The sequence below is a fragment of the Cellulomonas sp. ACRRI genome (assembly GCF_022346185.1).
GTDB lineage: Bacteria > Actinomycetota > Actinomycetes > Actinomycetales > Cellulomonadaceae > Cellulomonas.
Genome location: NZ_JAKRMS010000209.1, coordinates 1 through 3,896 on the forward strand (window position 1 = coordinate 1; position 3,896 = coordinate 3,896).

General features: G+C 75.7%; 6 protein-coding genes. All 6 read left to right on the top strand.

Going from position 1 to position 3,896, the window contains the following annotated elements; translation table 11 throughout:
• The first annotated feature begins 171 nt into the window (after positions 1–171).
• Entirely contained in the window at positions 172–642 is a 471-nt protein-coding gene (gene ribH / locus MHY85_RS20400) for a 6,7-dimethyl-8-ribityllumazine synthase (RefSeq protein ID WP_239200154.1), read from the top strand.
• Positions 639–1,337, top strand: a complete 699-nt coding sequence (pnuC, locus tag MHY85_RS20405) for a nicotinamide riboside transporter PnuC (RefSeq protein WP_239200157.1) — start codon at positions 639–641, stop codon at positions 1,335–1,337. Before ribH ends, pnuC begins: the two co-directional genes overlap by 4 nt.
• 59 nt (positions 1,338–1,396) lie before the next feature.
• Positions 1,397–1,660, top strand: a complete 264-nt coding sequence (locus MHY85_RS20410) for a phosphoribosyl-ATP diphosphatase (RefSeq protein ID WP_166943152.1) — start codon at positions 1,397–1,399, stop codon at positions 1,658–1,660.
• Positions 1,661–1,717: 57 nt separating this feature from the next.
• A complete protein-coding gene (gene hisG / locus MHY85_RS20415; protein ID WP_239200160.1) occupies positions 1,718–2,566 on the top strand; it encodes an ATP phosphoribosyltransferase in 849 nt (282 codons plus the stop codon).
• An 82-nt stretch (positions 2,567–2,648) separates the two neighbouring features.
• Positions 2,649–3,191, top strand: coding sequence for a PH domain-containing protein (locus tag MHY85_RS20420; RefSeq protein ID WP_239200163.1), 543 nt, complete (start codon positions 2,649–2,651; stop codon positions 3,189–3,191).
• Positions 3,192–3,194: 3 nt separating this feature from the next.
• Complete coding sequence (locus tag MHY85_RS20425; RefSeq protein WP_239200166.1) at positions 3,195–3,494, top strand: hypothetical protein; 300 nt, start codon at positions 3,195–3,197, stop codon at positions 3,492–3,494.
• Positions 3,495–3,896: the final 402 nt, after the last annotated feature.

Here is a 3,896-nt window from a genome sequence, read left to right on the forward strand (position 1 = left end):
CCCCCCCCCCCCCCCCCCCCCCCCCCCCCCCCCCCCCCCCCCCCCCCCCCCCCCCCCCCCACCCCCCCCCCCCCCCCCCCCCCCCCCCCCCCCCCCCCCACCACACCCACATTTTGCCCCCCGCCCCGCGCTTCCGCGCCCGGCCACCACGTCTCGTACGGAGGACGCACGATGAGCGGCAGCGGCGCTCCCACGATCACCACCGACGGCAGCGGCCTGCGGGTCGCCGTCGTCGCGGCCAGCTGGCACACCACCGTCATGGACGGCCTGCTCGCCGGGTCCCGGCGCGCGCTCGCCGCCGCGGGCGTCACCGACGTCCGGGAGGTGCGCGTGCCCGGCACGTTCGAGCTCCCGGTCGCGGCGGGCCGGCTCGCCCGGTCCGGCGACTACGACGCGGTCGTCGCGCTCGGCGTCGTCATCCGCGGGGGCACCCCCCACTTCGACTACGTCTGCCAGGCCGCCACCTCCGGCCTCACCGACGTCGCCGTGCAGACCGGCGTTCCCGTCGGCTTCGGCGTGCTCACCTGCGACGACGAGGCCCAGGCCCTCGACCGCGCGGGGCTCGAGGGGTCGCACGAGGACAAGGGCGCGGAGGCGGCCGAGGCGGCGGTGGCCACCGTCGTCGCGCTGCGCGGGCTGTGAACGTCCTCGGCTGGCTGTTCGACGCCCAGCTCGTCGTCGCCGGGCACCCCGTCCTCTGGCGCGAGGTGATCGGCAACCTGTTCGGCCTCGCCTCCGCGCTCGGCGGCCTGCGCCGCAAGGTGTGGGCGTGGCCCGTCGGCATCGTGGGCAACGTCCTGCTGTTCACCGTCTTCCTGGGCGGCGTCTTCCACACCCCGCAGGCCCGGGACCTCTACGGCCAGGCGGGGCGGCAGGTGTTCTTCGTCGCCGTCGCCGTCTACGGCTGGGTGCGCTGGTCGCAGGCCCGCCGCGTCGCGCGCGAGCACGGGGACGCCGACGCGCCCGCCGTCGTCCCGCGGTGGGCCGGCCGGTCCGGCTGGATCCAGCTCGGCGTCGTCGGCGTCGTCGGCACCGTCGCGTGCGCCCTCGTGTTCCGGGCGCTCGGGTCCTGGGGGCCGTGGGCCGACGCGTGGATCTTCGTCGGCTCCCTGCTCGCGACCTACGGCATGGCGCGCGGCTGGATCGAGTTCTGGCTCATCTGGATCGCCGTCGACGCGGTGGGGGTGCCCCTGCTGCTCAGCGCCGGCTACTACCCGTCGGCCTTCCTGTACCTCGTGTACGCGGGCGTCGTGATCTCGGGCTTCGTCGTGTGGTGGCGCGCCCGGCGGGAGTCCGAGCCCCAGCAGGTCACGGCGGCCGCCGGGGTCGAGGGGTGAGCGCCCGGGCCCTGGACGCCGGACCGGGGGAGCCGTCGCGACCGTCTACCCTGGCGGGCGTGAAGACGTTCGACGCGCTGTTCGCTGAGCTCACCGAGAAGGCGGCCACCCGGCCCGCAGGCTCGGGCACCGTCAAGGAGCTGGACGCCGGCGTCCATGCGATCGGCAAGAAGATCGTCGAGGAGGCCGCCGAGGTCTGGATGGCCGCCGAGCACGAGGGCGACGCCCGCACCGCCGAGGAGATCTCCCAGCTCCTCTACCACCTGCAGGTGCTCATGGTCGCCAAGGGCCTCACGCTCGAGGACGTGTACGCCCACCTCTGACCCGGCCCGCTCGACCCCGCTGCTCCCTTTCACACCTGAACACCCCGGAGAACCCCCGTGCTGAGGATCGCCGTCCCGAACAAGGGCTCGCTCGCCGAGCCCGCCTCCGACATGCTGCGCGAGGCGGGCTACCGCCAGCGCCGCGACTCCCGCGAGCTCGTCCTGCCCGACGCCGACAACGGCGTCGAGTTCTTCTTCCTGCGCCCCCGCGACATCGCGGTGTACGTCGGCACCGGCACCGTCGACGTCGGCATCACCGGACGCGACCTCCTGCTCGACTCCGAGTCGCCCGCCACCGAGCACCTGCAGCTGGGCTTCGCCCGGTCGACCTTCCGGTTCGCCACCCAGGCCGGCCAGATGAACGACGTCCGCGAGGTCGCCGGCCGGCGGGTCGCCACGTCGTACCCCGTGCTCGTCGCCGACTACCTGCGCGGCCAGGGCGTCGTGCCGTCCGAGGTCGTCCGCCTGGACGGCGCCGTCGAGACCGCGATCCGGCTCGGCGTCGCCGACGTGATCGCCGACGTCGTCGAGACCGGCACCACGCTGCGGGCGGCAGGCCTGGACGTCTTCGGCGACCCGATCCTCAAGTCCGAGGCCGTGCTCGTGCGCCGGGCCGACGTCGAGGAGCCCGCCGGGCTCGACGTGCTCACCCGGCGCCTCCAGGGCGTGCTGACCGCCCGCGAGTACGTGCTCATGGACTACGACGTGCCGACCGCGCTCGTCGAGCAGGCCGTCGCGATCACCCCGGGCCTGGAGTCGCCCACCGTGTCGCCCTTGCACAACCGCGACTGGGCGGCCGTCCGGGCCATGGTGCGGCGCTCGGAGACCAACCGGGTGATGGACGCGCTGTACGACGTCGGCGCCCGCGCCATCCTCGTGACGTCCATCCACGCCTGCCGGCTCTGACGGGGCGGACGGGCGATGACCGGGGTGGGTCGGCGACGGGCGAGCACGCGGGCGGACGGGCGATGACCGGGGCGGTCGGGCGATGACCGGCGGGCCAGGGCGAGGCCAGCGGGACGGGAGCCGGGGCGGCGACGGCTCGCGCGACGGAGGGTCCGCCGCCGGCGACGCCGGCCGACGACCCGCGCTCGACGACGTGTTCCGGCCGCGGGCCGCGCGCCTCGTCACGGGCACTCTGGCCGTCGTCGTCGCCCTGGCGACCGTCCTGCTCATCGTGCTGCTGTCCACCACCGGCATCGAGGGCTGGTCCACGGCCGACCTCAGCGGCATCGCGCTCGTCGGGCTGGCGATCGTCTGGTTCCTCTGGCGCCAGGCGACCGTCGCCGCCACGCCCACCGCCGAGGGGCTGCGCGTGCGCAACCTCGCCAGCACCCGGACCGTCGCCTGGGCCGAGATCGTCTGGGTCCGGTTCGGGGAGGGCCGGCCGTGGGTCCAGCTCGACCTCGACGACGGCGACACCCTCGCGGTCATGGGCGTGCAGCGCTCGGACGGCGAGCGGGCCCGCCGCGAGGCGAAGCGGCTCGCGACCCTGGTGGCGGCGCGGCAGCGGACCGGGCGGGACGACTAGGTGGTGCCGGACAGGCCGGAGATCGTCTGCCTCTGCGGTTCTGCCCGGTTCGCGGTCGAGCTGCGTGCGGCGAACCGCGCGCTGACCCTTGCCGGCGCCGTCGTGGTCGCGCCGAGCGAGGCGGGCGACCCGCTCACCGCTGAGCAGCGGGCCGCGCTCGGTGCCCTGCACCTGCGCAAGATCGACCTGGCCGACCGGGTGGTCGTCGTCAGCCCCGGCGGGTACGTGGGCGAGTCCACGGCCGCCGAGATCGCCTACGCGCGCGCCGCCGGGAAGCCGGTCTCGTTCACCGACCCCACCTGAGGCGCCCGTTCGTCCCGCTGCGGCCGCGAGCCCTCCGGTTGGCGCCGCGACCCGTCCTCCGGACTGCGCCGTGACCTGACCTGCCGCCTGAGCCGCGACCCGTCCTGCCGCCTGCGCCGTGACGCATCCCGCCGCCTGAGCCACGGCGCGCCTCGCCACCCGACCTGCGACCTGTCTCACCGCCTGCGCCGCGCCTCGGGCTGCCGGCGGCGCCGCGATCCGTCTGGTCGCCTGCGCCGCGGTCCGTCCATCGGACTACGCCACGATCTGTCGTCCCGGCTCCCTGCAGCGCACGTCTGCGGGCGTGGTCGACTCCAGGGCGCGGTGTCAGTACGGCGGGAGCCCGTCCTGGTCCTCAGGTGCGGGTGGGCCCGGCGCGGGTCCGGGGGGTGGTGTGCGGAG